The organism is bacterium (assembly GCA_035527515.1).
Taxonomy (GTDB): domain Bacteria; phylum B130-G9; class B130-G9; order B130-G9; family B130-G9; genus B130-G9.
In genome coordinates this window covers 1-17,680 of record DATLAJ010000145.1, presented here as the reverse complement: position 1 = coordinate 17,680, position 17,680 = coordinate 1, and the positions used below count along the sequence as shown (strand labels likewise).

Annotated in this window: 11 protein-coding genes; 3 read left to right on the top strand and 8 right to left on the bottom strand. The window is 53.6% G+C overall.

Annotated elements, in window-relative coordinates:
* The 6 genes from VM163_11665 to VM163_11640 all read right to left on the bottom strand — a co-directional run.
* On the bottom strand, nt 1–572 hold a 572-nt coding region (locus VM163_11665; protein HUT04533.1), incomplete at its 3' end, for an SNF2-related protein.
* Between the two features lie 53 nt (nt 573–625).
* Complete coding sequence (locus tag VM163_11660; protein HUT04532.1) at nt 626–1,036, bottom strand: hypothetical protein; 411 nt, start codon at nt 1,034–1,036, stop codon at nt 626–628.
* Nucleotides 1,033–2,052, bottom strand: coding sequence for a ParB/Srx family N-terminal domain-containing protein (locus tag VM163_11655; GenBank protein ID HUT04531.1), 1,020 nt, complete (start codon nt 2,050–2,052; stop codon nt 1,033–1,035). Before VM163_11655 ends, VM163_11660 begins: the two co-directional genes overlap by 4 nt.
* Before the next feature lie 75 nt (nt 2,053–2,127).
* The gene (locus VM163_11650; protein HUT04530.1) at nt 2,128–3,684 is read right to left on the bottom strand and encodes an ATP-binding protein; all 1,557 of its coding nucleotides are present in this window, start codon (nt 3,682–3,684) and stop codon (nt 2,128–2,130) included.
* A 17-nt stretch (nt 3,685–3,701) separates the two neighbouring features.
* Complete coding sequence (locus VM163_11645; GenBank protein ID HUT04529.1) at nt 3,702–5,261, bottom strand: hypothetical protein; 1,560 nt, start codon at nt 5,259–5,261, stop codon at nt 3,702–3,704.
* A 558-nt stretch (nt 5,262–5,819) separates the two neighbouring features.
* Nucleotides 5,820–6,053: a hypothetical protein gene (locus tag VM163_11640; protein ID HUT04528.1), complete on the bottom strand. Its 234-nt coding sequence runs from the start codon at nt 6,051–6,053 to the stop codon at nt 5,820–5,822.
* A 416-nt stretch (nt 6,054–6,469) separates the two neighbouring features.
* Here VM163_11640 and VM163_11635 point away from each other — a divergent pair, with 416 nt between their 5' ends.
* Nucleotides 6,470–8,257: a S8 family serine peptidase gene (locus VM163_11635; GenBank protein ID HUT04527.1), complete on the top strand. Its 1,788-nt coding sequence runs from the start codon at nt 6,470–6,472 to the stop codon at nt 8,255–8,257.
* Between the two features lie 13 nt (nt 8,258–8,270).
* Nucleotides 8,271–8,663, top strand: a complete 393-nt coding sequence (locus VM163_11630; GenBank protein HUT04526.1) for a hypothetical protein — start codon at nt 8,271–8,273, stop codon at nt 8,661–8,663.
* On the opposite strand, the gene VM163_11625 is transcribed toward VM163_11630, so the two are convergent.
* Together VM163_11625 and VM163_11620 are read right to left on the bottom strand one after the other, a co-directional pair.
* Nucleotides 8,626–13,389, bottom strand: a complete 4,764-nt coding sequence (locus VM163_11625) for an ATP-binding protein (GenBank protein HUT04525.1) — start codon at nt 13,387–13,389, stop codon at nt 8,626–8,628. The genes VM163_11630 and VM163_11625 overlap by 38 nt on opposite strands.
* 2 nt (nt 13,390–13,391) lie before the next feature.
* The gene (locus VM163_11620) at nt 13,392–14,810 is read right to left on the bottom strand and encodes a sigma-54 dependent transcriptional regulator (protein HUT04524.1); all 1,419 of its coding nucleotides are present in this window, start codon (nt 14,808–14,810) and stop codon (nt 13,392–13,394) included.
* 1,174 nt (nt 14,811–15,984) lie between these two features.
* Between VM163_11620 and VM163_11615 the strand changes: the two genes are divergently transcribed.
* On the top strand, nt 15,985–16,176 hold the full coding sequence (locus tag VM163_11615; protein HUT04523.1) for a hypothetical protein: 192 nt from the start codon (nt 15,985–15,987) through the stop codon (nt 16,174–16,176).
* Nucleotides 16,177–17,680: the final 1,504 nt, after the last annotated feature.

Below are 17,680 nucleotides of genomic sequence, written 5' to 3'. Positions count from 1 at the left end.
CTCTCCCCTTGATCCAAGAAATGCACCTGAGACCACAAATCAAATGGGCGATTAGCGACGGGCGTTCCTGTCATTATGATCCGCCTTGCAAACATCGGGGCGAGTCTTAGGAACACTTTGGTGAGAGCAGACTCTGGGTTCTTGATCTTGGCTGACTCATCCAGAATGACAGCAACATGTCTTGCCTTCAGAAACAGCTGCAAGCGCTCCTCCTCGCTTCTCACAGCCTCATAGTGGGCAAGCATCACCCGCGCAGGGCTGTTGAAAGCGTAGAAATTGAGCTTCCGGTCTTGTGAAATCACGCGAGGAACGATAGACGTGTGAGAGCTCAGCTCGCGACTCCAGTTGTCCAACAGTCCCTTTTTCACGACGAATAAGACCGTATCAACCTCTTTTTTCTCCAGCCAATAGAGCATGAGGTCTATTGCGATCTTTGTCTTGCCCAGCCCCTGCTCATGAAACACGGCGGCATACTCCAAGTCGCGTATGGCTTCAACAGCCTCGGCTTGGTAGGCAAAGGCCCGGTGCTTGGGTGCCAAATCAGGCTCGCGTTTGAGCTTAATTTTCTGCATATCGACCTACGCAGGATCCAACAGAAGCGCAGCCTGGGGACGCAGCCATCGGTTCATCCTGGCAACATGTCCAAGACCTCGGTCGACACCGATTGCGACCCCATCCTGCCTTTCCATATCCGCAATAGGTTTCGGGCCAACCTAGTTCTATGCCATGGCACTGCTAGCACGAATAAGGCGTCTTTGTGGATCGAGCAGTACTCCAAGAACGCGATGATCTGTTTTTCGGATCGGTCCGTTTCGAGGTCCCTTGCTGATTTCGCCTCACCGATAACCAGCAATCTTGACGTTTTGTCGTCCGCAAAAAGGTCCGGCACATGTCCGTTGATGGTCGGTGGCCGACCAGTCAGCTTAATTGAAGGCGAATCAAGGAGGATAGACGCGGAATTCCCACCAAGCAGCTCTTCAGCGACCCAGTCTGCCATACGCTTTACCAACACCTGATGAACGACCGATTCGCTCATATCTGCTCATCAGACACAATGTCTTGGCATAGAACCTCGAGCTCATCTCTAGCCTCCATCAGCGCCAGCACCCGCGAGCCTTCGGGTTCCTCGCGCAGCAGATTTAGCTCTGAATACGGCATGGACCGCACGCGCCTGATGACCTCGCGGGCCAGCGCCTCGAGCGAGGCATCTCTGATGACCTCGTCCGAGATCGGTGCATCAATGACCTTGATGGCCTCCCTGGCGCCGTCGCTCAGGAAAATCTCCGTTGCCCTCTTGTTCGCGAGTATTTGGGGCAACATCCTGACCGTGCTTAGGGGGAAGATCTGCTTCTCTATGACCCATCTAGCGAAATCGGAGGAATCAAAACCAGCCCTCAATATAGCCCTCTTCACATTGGGCCTTTGGAGTTCCACAAAGGCGCTGAACCGACTCGCATCAAATTCATCATCGCTTCCAAGGTTAGCGCGGTAGTATGCCTCCATGTCTTCATATGCTGCCAAATACGTCTGAACTTCCGACCGCCTTCCTCCACAGTAGTCGACAACCTGCGCCATTGTCAGATGCTCTGCATTTCGCAGATAATGAAGATACTTAGCCTTGGAATATGGATCCCATGGACGAGGTCCGACCAAGTGGCTCTGGAGCCGGATGGCATCGATTTCTGCTTGATCTAGCCTCTCATGGACCATGGCGGGGATTGTGTCCCACCCCCCCTGATAGCCCTTTTCAAGGAAGCTTTTGTATATTGCCGCCCTTGTATTTCCCTCTATTACAACAAGCTTCCCATCTACCTCCTTATTCACAAGTATCGGATGAATGATGCGACCGTGTGTTCGGATCGACTGTTCTAAGCTGTGAAAGGTTGTAAAAGATGCACCTTCCGCGCCCGTGCTTATGTTCAATGCGAGGTATATCTGCTCGTGCGTTAGATCATCACCATACATCTCGGTGAATTGCTTGATTCGAGGATTCTCGAAGTCCAGATGGACGTTTTCAATCGGTAGCATCTGGAATTCACACTCGTGCATCATGAATTACTCCTCCGATTATTTTGCATGGCCTATCTGCGAACTGCGCGGAACGCTCATTTCAAAGCCTTAACCTGCCTAGGAAAAATGCTCGCCTTCGTGTCCATGTCCGTTTTTTCGACTGCTCAAAGCCATTTCAACACCCTCCTTTAGATATGGCATCAGGATGCACGATAGAACGCTGGCGGGGGTGCCGTCTGGGCCCAATGTGTCAAAGATGCGACGACATAAATCCTCGAGAAACCTCTTGGTGCATCCTTCTCCCAATAGCCTCTCGTCGATGCAATCTGATATGAGCGGCGGTCGCTTCTGGACTGCTCGTAGCATGCGTGACAGAGCGAGGTATCGCTTTCCAACATCCTTCTCCTTCATGCCGTCCATGGCGGCAGGGCGCGCCTTGCCAAGGAGGACTGAGGCCTTGTTCGCCACAGATGTAGCATGGTCGTTGTCAATGAACATTGGGTAGCTAGAAATGAGTCGCTCAACTTCGTTAAGTATGGAGCTGAGCGTTCGCTCTTGGCTACGAAGACTTGAGGAGGTCCTGCATCGTGAGCTTAACTCCCTCCCAAGAATGGCCATATGGGCCAACAGCCTCTCGTAGGAAGCCGTCTGCTCAAAACCGTCGCGTCTGGCATTGGGACGAACATTGTGTGAGAGTTCAACCTCGCCCATGTGCCAGAGCGCAAAGCGAGGTTCGATGAAAGCCTTTTCGAAAAAGCGCTCGTCTCCGAATGCTATATTTCCTTGGCGAGCACGTATTCCGCGGACAGGCTCCGTTCGCGGTATCGCACCCAGCAGTCCTGTGAGCGCATACCATCCTCTACCAACTAGCCCACCGTCTATGCCTCTGATTTCGAAAGCCTCTACGCCGGCGATACGGTCAGATTTCGTCTCACTAAGCCGCACTTCATCGCGATAGTGCTTGAAGAGCTGCCGGCCATTTACGTATATTCTATAGCTCCGCCAACCGGGCATACCCGCGAAGTGGTCTTTTACACTATCAGAGAAGGAGAAACCATCTTCGTCGTATGGGACCGGAGCCACCGAACTAAGGTAGGATTGGATCGCCCTGACGTTAAGGATCGAATCATCGTAGAAACGAAATACATCTTTCATCGTTACGCGGAAAAAGCGGTGAGATTCGCACGGCGTTGCCTTGCGAGTCCTGATCACTGCCAACGCCGCGATTGCCGAGGCCAGGTCGGCCGAATCATTCTTATCATCGACAACTCTGCGGAGGTCGGATCCATTCCACTCTACCTCCGTAACGACTTCCTTGGGGGATGCGCGTGTAGTGAAGATAAGACGCTTGCAGTAAGCTAGACCACCGAGGCGCCCAATGCCCCTGAATCCCCGGTGAGTGCAGCTTTGCTTCTCGCTATATCCTGGATCACATAGAGCACGCTCAACTCGCGCTTCTGGGACCCCACATCCATTGTCTTCCACAGTGATCGTGCGGTTCCTGCCGGAAATCGATACAGAGATGCGTTCTTCGCCTGGGGCGAGAAAGCCGTCTGCCACGGCCGTATCTATCGCGTCCGTGGCGTTCTGGATGTACTCCCTGATGGACATCAAAGGGTCGTCATACATCCCTGTTGTGATGGCCTCCAAGAGCCTTTTGCCTGCAGCTCCCATAACTGGACGTTCTCGGTCTATCTCTGTAGGTAAAGCTCCAGCCACTTCTCAATCTCCTTGTTCTCGCACCGCTTCATGTACTCTCTAACCGCAGATCGCGTGTTCTGCGACACGGCCTCGTGGAACTCCCAGAAAGCACTGTCTGGGTGTTTCAATAGCCAGAGAATGAAATCCCTGAATTCCTCGACCATGCCCGTTCCAGGACAGCGCTTTGGCTCCCGTGTGTAGACTCGCCTCTCGTGCTTGTTCCTATTGCGGATAAGCACTTCGGGCATATAAAGGTTAGCGACGAACTCCTCAAACGATTCTCCTATCGTCCTGAGAGCCAGGCCGGGCACCGTTGAGATCGCCCCATGCGCCGCACCCTTCATGATCTCCATGTTCCTTATGAATCGCCTTGTCCATACTGGATTCCTGAGGAAATTCACTTCATGCTTTGGTCTAGGGGGCTCAAGATCCCGGCGCCTGTTCGCATTTGGCGAGCCATCTTCACCATTAATGGGTGCGTAGCGCATTGGGTAGCTATAGACGGTTGCTTCCGGTAATCCCGTTTGGTCGTTTCTCCACTCAGCGTTCAGGCGGATATTGACAATAAGGCGCTCATACATATCTCTGGGCGTGTCGCGCCAGTTATACAGCATATAATTGGAAAAGTCAGTGAAACCATATCGCCTAGCGACCTGAATCGCGCGCAGGTAGACCGGCTTCTCCCTTAAACTGTCAAAGGCTATCCGGAATGGTCTGATGTTGAGTCGCGAAAGGAGTTGCATCGTTTCGTCAGTTACGAAACTTGCGTCCAGTCCTTGATTGAAGTCGACTGTTCTTTGTTTCTTCGGCTCAGCATCCGTATGGCATCCCCTCGCATAGCCCAATTCACAGAGGTCTGCCACGATATCACTGAGTCTCGGAGAGGCAAGCACATTGTTGTCCATCAGCTTTAGTCTGGCCTTATCACCATAACTCCGACGCAGTTCGCGGATGACTGGCTTGATGTCAATGTAGGGCACATAATCGGGCTCAAGCGTGGGTACTGCGCACCAACCGCACCGATTCACACATCCACGCGAGGTATAGCCATGGTACGTTTCGTTGATGGCATACAGACCTCCGTCAATGAGGTCGTAATCTGGAGGTAGAAGGTCTATGTTCGTTTTGTCGGGAAGTCCGATCTTGTGAGCGGAATCCAAAATGCCGCAGATTGGGAAGATGCCTGTCGCCTCGTGCACATCCTCTGGCATCATAGAGGCCATTATGCCGCCGATATAGACATTTCCGACAATCCCGCCTGTGGCATCCTTGTAGAAGTTCGTCGTTCCGATCGTGCGCTCCCATCCAAAAGTGAAGAGTGTAGTTATGTAGACTCTATCCCAGAGCTCATCGAGAACTGAGTGGTCACAGCCGTATGCGAACCGGACGTTATCACCCCGGTCTTTGTGAAACCGGGATAGTTTCATCAAACCAAGGGGAGGATACCAGAGCGTTTCGTCGTGGCGTAGCCTCTTCGTTCCGAGCCGACCCTGTCGCATCCTCGCCGGAGTGAGACGGCGGTAGTCTGGCTCAACTAGAAGGACATTCATATCGGATTCGCAATCAATTCGCCGGAACGGCCATGTTCATCGCTTGCCGACAGGCATTCGTGCATGACATCAATCGCCCGTTTGCACTGCTGCTTGTTGAGCAAGGCCATCGTCCTCTCCTCCATGAGATCGTGGTCTTGGCATGGGTAGCCGTCCATATAGGACAGTTACGCTCAGTTTGGGACAAGATACATGAGGTCATTTGAGTGGTAAAGAGGAATGAGTCAGCCTAGATATCGCCCGAGACGAGAAAATATGTGGGTTGCGGGGCGCGTAATCGAGTATGGCTTTGGGGATGTTTGATGGCTCTCTTGCGGGTGGTGGGCGGGCGCGGTCTTGTGTTGCTGTCCTTCGAGGCGAGAGACGCCGATAGGTCGGTCAACACCCGACCGTTCCATTACTGACGGACGTGGTGGGATAGCACCACACGACTAATATCAACAGGGGAGGCGCTTCTCGTCCCCTTTCAGGAATACTCCTCGCCGCCCTATCCTCTGGCTATGTCGTGATAGCCCATGTCAACAACGCAGCTGTCCGGTGCGCCTGTGCTGTCGTGTGTTATGCGGCTTCAGAAAAGCTCTTGTCGATGATAATAGCCTTAAGAACCTTCTCGATGATGCTCAGGAGCTTGACCACCTCGGTTACTGGGTTCTTGGTGTGCTGTAATAGGTGGTCATGGACTTTGCGGGCAGATTCGAGTTTAACGCCGAACAGGGAGCCGATGGTGACGACGACCATGTGTTCGACAATCTCTGGCTGGTTGCCTCGCGGGAGCGATATTCGGCGAGGCAAACTCGCTTGTGAACCTCGTAGGCCGCCCTGCTAGCTCAAAGACCCGAACACATGCTGAACAGAGGCTCGGCACCGTGAAATCTCAGTTCTGAGACTGGGTGCATGGGTGCACTTCGCTCAGCCCTCACACTCCCCGGAGGCTAGTTCCAGTGACCGATAGGAGGCGCTAGCGCCTCATTAGCGAGGTGAGCACACCTCAATCCGTGAGCAGGGCGCTACCTATCTAGCAATCTGGTTCAGCAATCGCATGATCGCACCAGTCTACGGATCCGCCGATAGACGGGCGATTTCAGCAGTCAGGCGCCTTGGCGAACCGGTCTCGTCACATCGTTACCTGCTTTGGCACGCAAAATGCTAGAGAAATAGAGGATACTGAGTGTGGAATGTCAACATTGGTGAGTTAGAGGGAGGATGAGATGAGACTTAGAAATTGCTTGATTGTTTTTGTTACTGTGTTGCTACTCCACAGTTACACAACGATCCTGGTTGGGAAGGAGTGCGGAGAGCCTGACGTCCTACCTGGGCAGATTCTTGTCCAGTACGAACGTGGAATTGCATGCCAGCAGCTGCAATATCTCTGCACTAACCTTTCCCAACAGGGCTTCCGGTTGACTCGCCATTATCCCCGAAGCTGCGTGCTTAGGCTTGAGGCACCTGGCAATACGGACCCGAGAATCGCAATTGCTAACGCTAAAGAGGTCCCTGGAGTTCGTCGTTCGGAGCCGGTTTATAAATGCCATGCTTGTTCAGTGCCCAATGACGAGTGGTTCTGGCTCCAATGGAATCTGCCGACTATCGGATATGGGGACGCGTGGGACCTCTTCCTCAAAGATGCAGACTTTGCAGCGCCGGCCGTCATAGCAGTGCTAGATACGGGCGTTGCCTATGAGAACTATGAAGATGATAATTATGAATACGAGCGTGCTCCTGACTTCGATAACATAGTCTTCGTGGATGGATATGACGCAGTCAATGACGATTATCATCCTAATGATGACAACGGTCATGGCACGTTTGTATGCGGCGTTATCGCTCAGTCTACCAACAATTTGACTGGTGTGGCCTCGATCGCCTTTGGCTGCAAGATCATGCCGGTCAAAGTTCTCGGGGAGTATCAAAGCGGCGATACCGCCTCGTTGGTAGAGGGCATCTATTTCGCGGTGGACAATGGTGCGGATGTTATCAACTGCAGCGCGGGCTTCTCATGGTATTACTCTCACAGCGAGATTCTGGCTGAGGCCGTTACATACGCGGCCACTAGCGGCACGGTCCTGATCGGCTCAGCGGGTAATGCCGACCTCCCCTACGTTAAGTTCCCCGCCGCCTATAACGAGTTTCTAGCCGTCGGCGCTACGCTTCCTGAGGAGAATCCCGGAGATCTAGTTTTGTCGGTATACTCCAATTACGGCGTTGCCTTAGACGTGGTTGCGCCGGGGGGCGACTCCGAGGACAGAGACGAGGACCTGTATCCGGAGGCAATACTCGCAGAGAGCTTCGACGGAGGGTCACCCTCAGGATGTTGGGACCTTTGGTGGGCATCTGGCACATCCGGAGCGGCCGCTCAGGTATCCGGCATCGCGGGCGTATTGATGTCGCTTGGGCTTGATCGGGATGAGACATTGGCTGTCATCAAAGGGACCTCCTCCAAGATCGTCTGGGACCCCGAGGATGTATCAGGGATTATCGACCCCTCCAGCATCAACGGATTCGATTGCGAGACGGGGTTCGGGCTTGTAGATGTTAACAAGGCTCTCGAGTTCGCCCTAGATAGCATCATTCCTCAGTTCCCAGAGTACGAGACGTCGGTCGAGATCACAGTCAAGGATGGTGGAGGTGGCACTCACTATGCTGAGGCGCAAGTTACGGTCAGCACGATTACATCCGGGGCTTCGGAACCCGCATCGGGCGCTACGGTTTATGGCTACTGGGAAGGCTCGGCGGTCGGTAACGACTCCAAGATAACCTCGTCCAATGGCCGATGCGCTTTCACATCAGCCACAACGAGCACTTTGAATCCTGAATTCGGTTTCGTGATTACAAATATCGTTAAAGGTGGAGAATTGTTCTTTAAGAACGAGGAGATACCAGGGACCCTGCAAATGCACGGCGATAAGATGATAGTCATGCCGCTTAGGGCAACCGGGACAACCGCAACAGTTGCTTTCGTGCCCTGGTTTGTCAACCCATCTACACCAATCTATTGAGGCCAATCCATAGATGATTAAGACCGTTCTATTCATAGCTCATGATTGTGACTTTCGCGAAAGGATATCAGAGACCCTGGAGACGCTGGGCTGTGTAGTGGCAGACGTCGAGAGCACAGACCAGGCAGCAGTCTTGTTGAGAACCTGTAAGTGCCATCTTGTGCTTTGGGACGTTCATGATGCGGGTCATCAAGAGGATCCCTCAATAGTACAATTGCTTAACTATATCGGTCCCGAGATTCCCGTTGTCTTCATCGGGAGTGAGGACTCTCGCGTTGTGCAGTTAGCCCGGGCCTCAGCAGTACACAAGCAAGTCGGGCTTCTGACGAAGCCAGTTTCGATAAACGCCCTGTCTGAGACGGTATATGCTACGCTACTTCCGGAGGCGAGGCGATTGGAAGGGTGAATGTTATGTCGGTTCCCTTGCCTTTTTGGGGCGTGGCCCAGATGCGACCGCCGTGTTGTTCGACGATTTTGCGGCAGATGTAAAGTCCCAGCCCGGAGCCGCTGACACGTCTCTCGCTTTCCACCTTCCGAGCCCTTGCGAATTTCTGAAAGACACGTTCGCATTCGGCTTCGTCCATCCCTTCACCATCGTTGATTACGCTAATCGCTACGAATGAGCCCTTCCAGTTTCTGTCATCGCTTAAGTATAAATACGATGAGCCGGATGTTGACTGATCACGCACGCTGGATCTCAATCTAGACTTTATGCGGATCGCGCCACCTGAGCTCGTGTACTTACAGGCGTTTGTGACCAGGTTAGCCACCACCTGCTCCAATGCTTCCGTTTGTCCTTTTACGGCGGGCAAACCGTCCCAGAGCTCGAGGTCAAGAGACAAACGTCGCTCATGCACAATGAGTTCCAAGGCCTTAACCGTATGGCGAATCAGTGCATTCATATCGATTCTCTCTGAACCGAGGTCACGGAAACGACTCTTGCACCTTATGAGGTCGATAGTCTCGTCGGCAAGTCGTGAGAGCCTTCTGACCTGCTCGTTAGCGGACCCAACGTGGTAGGACAACGGCTGTTTGGAAGGCATGGTCATCATTTTCAGAGAGCAGAGAACTGCGCTCAGAAGCGACCTCATCTCATGTGCCAGACACGTAATAAGTTCCTCGACAAGTTGATTCTCACTGCGAATTCTCAGATTGTCCAGAAACAGACCAACGTGGTGCGAGACGAGCTGCATAAGGGAGAAATCCCTATGCTCACGGAAGAGGTGGGATTTCTTGCCATCCGCGTATAAGACGGCCTGCACGTTATCTCCTGCAAAAACCGGAACGCAAATAACCGACCCAAGCTGAAGACTACGAATGCTCGAACTGTCCAGGAAACGGGGGTCTGTCATCGCCGACTCGATCAGAAGCGGTTCACGGGACTTCGCTACATACTCTAGAATTCTGGATGAGACATTAAGGTCCTGCTCCAGAGCGCCTGCGAAGTTGGCGGACGCCTCGAACTGGATCATACCGCGCCGATTGAGGCCAATGACCAGACCTCGGTCGGCGCCGGTCGTCAGGACCATAGTTTGCGCGACCGATCGAAGCGCCGTCTCTACGTCATCGGAGGCTCGCAGCTTCTTAAAGGCCTTAAGTACATGAGCGATCTCATCTGAGCAGGTTATCCTTTGAGAGAGCTCTTGTCGCAGGCTTCTCACTCTGTCCAGATGTCTAGTCGCTCCGGCCTCGTCGAATACACTTTCAAGCCCTGACAACAGCTGCTCTGTCTGAGCTACCCTTCCTTCCTTCAGGCACAGCTCCGCCCATTGAAGTTTGGTGAGTGCCTCCTCGAAGGATGCCCCGCTTGATTCAAATGAGGACGCGACATTCCTGAATGTCTCTTCTGCCTTCTGGTATTGGTTCCGAAGGATGTAGCAATGCGCTTTCAGTCGTTCGAGATAACATAGCTCGAGCTGGTCACCAACATGTTGAGCGCATTCCTCGCACTTTCGAGCGTAATAGTCGAAACGCCGCGAAGATCCCTGTTTGAGGGCCACACAGGCCATTCTTCGGTATGCTTCTGGAACGAGGTCGGCGTAGCCGCCTTTACGCACGCGCTGAAGCACTTTTCGCAAGAGTGATTCGGAGCGTTTGTATTCTCCCTTGTTCAGCATTAGCTCTCCTATGTTCCCCTCGATCAGGAGCACATGGCGGTCATAGTGCTTCTTGCGGGCAATTCGTCGGGCCTTCTCCAGTAGCTCCCGAGCTTGCTCATTTCTGCCCTGGTCCCTGAGCAAAGCGCCAAGATTGCCGAGAGCGATGACATAGGTTTCTATTAGCCCCCCCTCAATGGCCAGAGCAAGAAACTCCCTGAAGTGTTTCTCTGCTAGACGGAGCTTCCCGAGCTGGTATTCGGCTACTGCAAGGTTACCTATCGCTTTGCTCTTAAGAGCCGGATTCCGATTGCGTTCCGCAAGGTCTAAAGCCCTTTGATAATAGGAGACCGCATCGGTCCATTGCCCCATGAGCCACGAGGCTGAAGCAGCGCCCGTGAGACTTTGAAACTCTGCATCTGCGGACAACGAGTCTCCGTGAGCTTCAGAAAGCCCTCGTCTGAAGTACTTCAGACCCTCCTGCGGCTTGGCTCGATAAAAACAGATCCATCCGAGTATATTAAGTGCCTGTATGGCTTGTTCGGGAAACGACTCCGCATCTACGTGCTTGAGCAGCTCCTTAGTCGTCTTCTCGCTCTCGTCATAACGACGGGCCAGCATTTGTGTCCAACCCAACAGGCTCTGCAACTCCATCCATCGCCTCTTGTGCTCGGGATTTTGGCAGAAGGGACCAAGCAACGACAGGGCTTGCCGATAATGGTCGATCGCTCCATCATATTCGCTCAAGTCCTCACAGCACAGTCCCGCCTGCCTCTCCAATTGAACAGCTGTCGATATCTTGGTGTCGGAGCCGCGAAGACCCGCCCTTCGTAGCAGAGAGAGCCCCTTCTCGCAATGATCCAGAGCAGCACTCGCGTCGCCCCGGGACCTCGTCATCCTGGCAATCGACACGTGAAGCTCGGTCTCTCGCAAGACATCCGGGCTCAACAGAGACCTGGAAATCCTCAACGCGCGCGTCAATAGCTGTATACCAAGCCAATACGCCCCGTCGGATTCCTGCCGCTCACTTTCTGTGATCGCTACCTCCAATGCTTCTCTTGGGCGCCCCGCCCGGCTAAGGTGTTCAACCAGCCGGACCGGATCAAATGGTTGGCCCTTTGACCAACATGAAAGTAGCACCTCAGTGGCTTTGCCGCTCAGTTGGGCAACAAGATCGCGATCGGCTTTCTCAATGAGACGAACTGGAAGTGTAGGGTCTAAGAAACGGAGAAAGGCCTGGTTGCGGACCGTTTCCCAGACCAGAATGCCCATGCTCTCAAGCCGAAGGACCTGCTCTGCAAACTCGTCTTGGGCGAGGCCAGTAGTCCGCAGTGCTATTGAGGCGGGCCCTCTGGGGCCACTGATAGCGGCGGTGAGTAGAACGGTCCGGAGCCCTGTTGTTACGCTGTTAAGTCTGACTGCTGAACGCCGCCCCCGCTTCTTTGTTTGGCCAGCGCCGTCGGAGGTCACCGACCACTGTCCCAGACGATGGTTCAGACGACCTTCTTGGGCGAGTGTGTTCAACAGCTCTACGCACGCTCCGACGTTCCCGCCGGTTCGGGCAATCAAGAACCCAGCTACATCTGCCATGTTGTCAGTGGAACCGAGCATTGACTCACACAATCTAAGCACATCCTTTAGCTCGAGGCTATCGAGCTTGAGCCGGACGAAGCCTTCTTCGTCGCCCAAAGCGTCAAGGTAAAGATCGATATCAGACCCCTTGTGATATGCTCTGACGGGCATAGATGAGACAATCAAATACCCGCCCCTAGCTGCTCTATGAGCAAGGACAGTCAACAGTTTGGCGTCGTTCGTCTCGAGCTTGTGTATATCGTCTATCAGAAGCACCAGCGGGCGCTCCCTGGACAGCGTCCGTATCTGACGAACGAGCATTTCGTAGTGATTCCGACTCTCTTCATTGGGCTCTTTCAGGTTCACGGCGCTTCTAAGGGTAGAAAAGAGCGATGGCCCCCGTGTAGAGCCTGGATGGTCGGTCGTCGCCACGACCCTTGCACCTGAAAGCTGCGCGTAATACCTTGCCTCCTCAAGAAGACGGGTCTTGCCGGTCCCCCTCGCCCCCTGTATCAGTATGCAGCCTCCCTTGTTCTTCTCAAGATCATCTACGCTCCGCGTGATCGCTTCTAACTCCTTTGTTCTTCCAATCAAATCAGGGCGAAGAAGATGGCGTTGAACAGGTGGAGGTGAGGGCAGGTCTGTGTCACGGCTGCTTTTCGCAGCCATTGTGTTAAGAACGGCAAGGCAGGACGGGAACCGGTCCCTCGGGTCGGGGGCAGTCATCATAGCAATACTATCCCTATAGCGCTTAGGGACCCTAGCTAGTGATTCCCTTGTCATTTCGTTCGAGCCCTTTGCTGATAGAATAGATGAGAGGCTCAGGCCCTCAAACGGGAGCTTGCCCGTTAACACCTCCAGCAGTGTCATCCCCAGCGAATAGATGTCAGCTCTCGCGTCAACCTCCAGCCCTGCTAGCATCTCTGGAGCCGCATACAGGGGCGTACCGCGTGGAGAGGCCTTAGATCCGGCTGAGAGATCGATACTCAGGCCAAAATCCATCAGAACAGGCTCATACTTCCTCTGTTTCGAGACGAGCATAACATTGTCAGGTTTCACGTCGCAGTGCAGACATCCCTTCGTGTGAACCGCCCACAGTGCGCGGCACAGACCCTCAAAGACATTCTCAAAACGTCTTCCTCGAAGCTCGCCAACATACTCCGAGAGCGCCTCGCCAGGCACGATCTCCATTGTGTAATAGCGAATCCCTTCGGGGCTTTGCCCGAAGTCCAGAACGCGGACCACATTTGGATGGTCGATGTTGGCCATTGCCCTGAATTCGCTGCGGGAAAAACGGTCGGCTAGAACATCGTCTCCGGCTCGATCCATTAGCAGCTTCACAGCCACTTCACTTGAACGGGTCCTATCGAAGGCGCGCACAACCTCACTCCATGAGCCCTTGCCCAAAAGGCTAAGAAACTCATATCTCCCATCGAACAACTTCTGAGCAAAATCTTCCCACATACTCATGAGTTAAGCCCTGAATCACCGTCTCCCCGCGTCTTTCGCCTACGGAATTCTTCCGCTCGTATTCCGTGCTTTTTCATCAGAATCGAGAAGTTCTTCCGGTGCAATCCCGCGAGTTTCGCCGCCAACATGATGACCCCGTTGGCCCTGTCGAGCATTTCCTTAAGGAATTGCTTTTCAGCCCTGTCCATCGCTTCCTTTTTCACCTCAGCAAACTTTGCACTCGACCCCGGCCTCCTCCGAACTGAAAGCTCAACAGCAGAGGGTCTCACAACCTCCTCATGCGTGAGCAGGATCGCCTGACGAACTTTGTTCTCAAGCTCCCGCACGTTTCCCGGCCAGTCATAGCCAAGTAGCTTCTTAATGGCTTCAGGTGAGAAGGTTTTGCTTTCGCCCGAGAGCTCAGGGCTATGAAGTTCGGCGAAATGCCTCACAAGTAGTGGAATGTCTTCCTTGCGCTCGCGCAGAGGCGGCAGAGTAACGGGGAATACGTTAAGCCTGTAGAAAAGGTCCTTTCTGAAGAGGTTCTTCTCCATGGCTTGCTCCATGTCAAGATTGCTCGCCGCGACCACTCGAACGCTCAAGATGTGCATCTTAGTGCTGCCCAATGGTCTCACTTCCCCTGACTCCAGGAATCTCAGCAGCTTCACCTGTGATGCCGCATCAACCTCACCAATCTCATCAAGAAACAGCGTGCCGCGTTCTGCCGACTCTATCAGGCCCTCCTGATCTCTATCCGCGCCCGTGTAGGCGCCTTTCTTGTGACCGAACAGTTGCCCCTCAAGAAGTGTCTGTGGGATTGCTGCGCAGGCCACTGTAACGAAGGGGTGCTTGGCTCGGGGACCGCTGTTGTGTATGGCCTTTGCCACCAGTTCCTTCCCCGTTCCGGTCTCTCCCCTGATCAGAACGGTAACGTCTGAATCTGCAGCCATCGCGATCTTGTCCATGACCAGCCGCATTGCAGCAGAGGCGCCGACTATGGTTTGCTCTGTCACGGACCGCTTGAGCTGTGCACGGAGCGACACGACCTCCGCTTGCATCATTGACTGATGACGCGCCTTCTCAATGCGGAAAACCAACTCGTCAGGATCAATAGGCTTACGCAGATAGTCAGTGCATCCCATCTTCATCGCCAATGCCGCCTCGTCAGGGGAACCGTAGCCGGTTATGATGATTACAGGGACAACTGGGTCAACCTCTCGTATCGACTCGTAGATTGAGAGGCCCTCTGTTCCTGGCATCGCCAGGTCAGTTATAACCAACGTGTAGTTTTGGGCCGCCAACAGTTCCAGTGCTTCTTTGGGTGATTGGGCTGGGTCAACCACATAGCCCATGGCCCGAAGGGTTTCTGTCAGCTTCGGAAGAAGATAAATATCATCGTCTATAAGAAGAAATGGCCCCAAGGGTCTTTCTAGCATCACACAGTAACCTCATGAAACGTCATTTGTGAGCAATAGATTCTTTGTGCGAGATTGTAGTCTCCCCCGCCCTTTTAATCACTTCCAGACTGCATCTCCCTGCAACCTGGCACTCCGGAAGAGGCACCCAAGAACACCCGCAGTTTCTATAGCCTGGTTGGCTAAGACAAACAGCCACAGGCTCTTGGCTGACGCACCATTCACGCACGAGGGCCCCATTGAATCGATCTGGTGCGAATAGCCTCCGGGCGGCGTCAACGGCAGACATAACCTCAAATCGAAGCTCGTAGTTGCCCCAAGCATTCTGCATTCTCAAAGGAGTCCCGAGAATTCTCTCGGAGAGCATCGACGCTGAATTTTGGGTTTTGCACTGAGACTGTCCGGTGGAACGCATTATGATTAGGGCACTGTAGCAAAGCTCTTTGATGCCAACAACCCTAACTAGGGCGTGTGCGTGCTCTTTGTTCCCCTGTCCCCTCAGCAGCAACATCTTGCGGCAATGACTGTGGAAGGCCGATTGACGGCATCTCTGACCTCTTGGTCGCTTAAGTGATTGTAGCGCATAGTCATGCCTAGTGAAGTGTGACCAAGCAGTTTCTTGATTGAAGCTACGTCAATCCACAGCGCACCCGGCTTGCTCGCAAAGCAATGTCATAAGTTAAGGAATCGAAACTCAGCGACCGCAGCTCTCCTGAGAGAGGTCTTGAAGCCAACGAGGACCACGACCTCCTCGCCTGTTTCTTCGTGCTCGATCCTCTTGTGACACGGGACGAGTATGCGAAAGCAAGTGGCTCGCTTTTTGATGTGCATCCCGGCTGCCTTTCACTGCCTGAAGTCTCGGGCATCATTCGTGTCGTGGATGAGACAGAGCAGTTCGTTGGTGAGGCTCCGCTTCGGGCAAGGGACGTAGTAAGGGGGGGAACGCGGCGATGGCGATTTTCTCACCGATGTCACCTGACTTGAAGAGATCGACTATCTCATCGAGGGCTTTCTTAACATTGTGGTTCATAGGATGTCCTTTCATTGAGGTTTGTGGGGCGCCCTTTCGAGCGCCCCTGATTGGTCATGCTGCTGGCTTGAAGCCGCCTTCCTGAGGTGTGATGTATGGTGCACACCAAGCGAGTGGGTAGTCAGTGATGTAGTGCCTGCTGCGCGGCGTGAAGCGTCTGAATTCGTGATTGAGAGGCCCGGTCCCGAAAATGAGATTCCGACCGACCAGTCGGACCTTGGCGTGGAGGTTTTGGTGGTCACAGAAGAGGTTCAGGATCACAGCTGGTCCCATCGGGCAGTGGACATGGCGATATCGCCACTGTTTGACGAGGGCTTCTGTGCTGGTCTGCAGTTGGGTCGTCTCATAGCAGTCTGATCCTCCCTTGTTTGACGGTTGACAGGTGATGGTGGTAGCAAAGGTCGAAGTCCTTACACCGCAAGCATTTTCTGGCAGTCAACTTCGGTGCGCCAAAACACTTGCGCACTGTTGCTCGCTTCTGAAAGACTTCTATTGGCTTAGGTTCTGGCACTTCTGGTGCAGGGGGCGATGGCATGAGAACCAACGGCCTGGTCATAGCCTCACCCCCTTTCTGTGGTACATGCGTTGTTTAGCATGATCTCATGGTAGCTCTTCTCCTTACCGCAGTTACAGCAGATGAGAACATCAAACCTAGGACGTAGACACCGTTCGCAACGTGCTGTCATCACCAACACTTCCTTTCTTCACCTTGTCTGTACCAGTCTTCGGCTCGCCTGAGCTCCGACCGTAGCCATGTAATCTTCTTGTGCAGTCGGTCAACTCGGCTCCAATAAGTCTCGTTGGCCTCGTCAAGCTCTGACTTGTGACAGCTCCCACAATAGACCTCGTCGTCTTCGCCGATGACGTGACCGCAACTCCCACAATAGACGCTCATCTCGCACTCCTTTCTAAGTGCTCAAAGATCGCAGCGGGGGCATGGGGGGTGAGGGCGATTGCCACCCCCCATCTGATCAATGCTGACCTAACCCCCGCTCGTTACCGATACGGATACGCCTACTGGCTGGATAGTTGCATTTGAGACGGGCGTGTCATTTTGGGCGTTGGACAATGTTGCAAGTTGTACATTGTTCCAACGCTCAAAATTGGGAGTTCGAGCAGAAATGCTGTTACCGCTATGAGCGACTGTTGCAGCCCCACGATGGCAGCAGTGCCTTTTCATGCCGTTTTAGGCTGAAAAGCAAAGGGCTTAGCCCTACTATGTCTATAGCGGGGGCAGCAACAATGTAGCGAACGAGGGACAGCGTTATCCACTCACGACCCCAGAGGCACAGGCGGCACTTACTAGCTCCGCCGCCTTGACCGCCCCGATTTGCGTGCGATACTGGAACCCAGTAGTAGTAGAAAACCCTTCTTATCAGCCTAACACCACTGATTTCGGTGGTGTTAGGTGCCGGGCGTATGCTGACCCTCGCCGTCTTCTATTATCTCTTGCCACAAGCTCAAGGCGAAGGTCGGCATGCCCGTTTCTTGACTTGTGTTCGTGATTGCCTGTAACGGTGTCTCGTTCATGAAGAGCACGGGCACAAGGCGAGAAACCCCATACCTGCCTAAGTCCTCGGCCGCCATAGCCTTTGCGACGCTGGCTCCACTACGTGGTAGGACTTGCTACATGTTTCTGCTCTTCGCCACCGGCCGTTGGCCGCAGGGCAAGTCGAATTGCCCGAATATGTGTGGCTACCTGCCGCCTCGTTGACCTTGCTATAGGGAGGCGATAGTTGGGGCACTTGTGCCCCGAATACATCAACGCAGCGTTATGTAAACTATCGCCGAACGTTATCGATGTTTGGCAGCTGCCAAATCTTTACGTGTTGGTTCTCGATAACAGCGTTATCGGAACCCA

What these genes read in the sequence shown, in the direction of transcription:
- VM163_11655 (HUT04531.1), bottom strand. Translation starts at nt 2,052, where the DNA reads ATGATGCACGAGTGTGAATTCCAGATGCTACCGATTGAAAACGTCCAT.
- VM163_11660 (HUT04532.1), bottom strand. Translation starts at nt 1,036, where the DNA reads ATGAGCGAATCGGTCGTTCATCAGGTGTTGGTAAAGCGTATGGCAGAC.
- VM163_11630 (HUT04526.1), top strand. Translation starts at nt 8,271, where the DNA reads ATGATTAAGACCGTTCTATTCATAGCTCATGATTGTGACTTTCGCGAA.
- VM163_11650 (HUT04530.1), bottom strand. Translation starts at nt 3,684, where the DNA reads ATGGGAGCTGCAGGCAAAAGGCTCTTGGAGGCCATCACAACAGGGATG.
- VM163_11645 (HUT04529.1), bottom strand. Translation starts at nt 5,261, where the DNA reads ATGAATGTCCTTCTAGTTGAGCCAGACTACCGCCGTCTCACTCCGGCG.
- VM163_11620 (HUT04524.1), bottom strand. Translation starts at nt 14,810, where the DNA reads ATGCTAGAAAGACCCTTGGGGCCATTTCTTCTTATAGACGATGATATT.
- VM163_11635 (HUT04527.1), top strand. Translation starts at nt 6,470, where the DNA reads ATGAGACTTAGAAATTGCTTGATTGTTTTTGTTACTGTGTTGCTACTC.
- VM163_11625 (HUT04525.1), bottom strand. Translation starts at nt 13,389, where the DNA reads ATGTGGGAAGATTTTGCTCAGAAGTTGTTCGATGGGAGATATGAGTTT.